This is a genomic window from Mesorhizobium sp. M00.F.Ca.ET.216.01.1.1 (genome assembly GCF_004010325.2).
In the GTDB taxonomy this organism is placed as follows: Bacteria; Pseudomonadota; Alphaproteobacteria; order Rhizobiales; family Rhizobiaceae; genus Mesorhizobium.
Map to the genome: position 1 here is coordinate 1 of NZ_SADR02000301.1, position 343 is coordinate 343.

Annotated in this window: 1 protein-coding gene; it reads right to left on the reverse strand. The window is 67.1% G+C overall.

The window, feature by feature from the left end:
- Window positions 1-343, reverse strand: a 343-nt coding sequence (locus EN859_RS36210; RefSeq protein WP_281015682.1) for a GH25 family lysozyme, incomplete at both ends; no start/stop codon positions are given.

Here is a 343-nt window from a genome sequence, read left to right on the forward strand (position 1 = left end):
CTGCTCGCCGGGGGTGTGGCACCAGTAGAGGAAATGATAGGCGCCGCGCGTCGGCTCCGGGGCATCGGCGTGACGCCCGTTCTTCATGAACATCGGGTCGAGATGGTCGCCGCCGTCGGTCGCCTTGATATAGGCGAAATTGGCGCCCTGGGCGCGCAGCTTCTGCCAATTGATATTGCCCTGCCAGCGCGAGACATCGACGCCGTGGACGGCAAGATGCCGGGGCGAGGATCGGCCGAAATTGATCGGCTTGGCATCGCGGAAAGCATAGCGGGTGACAGGGCTCGCCAGCATCGCGGGCGCTGCCCGCGACAGCCGCTTCGGCGGCGAGACGAGCGCCGCC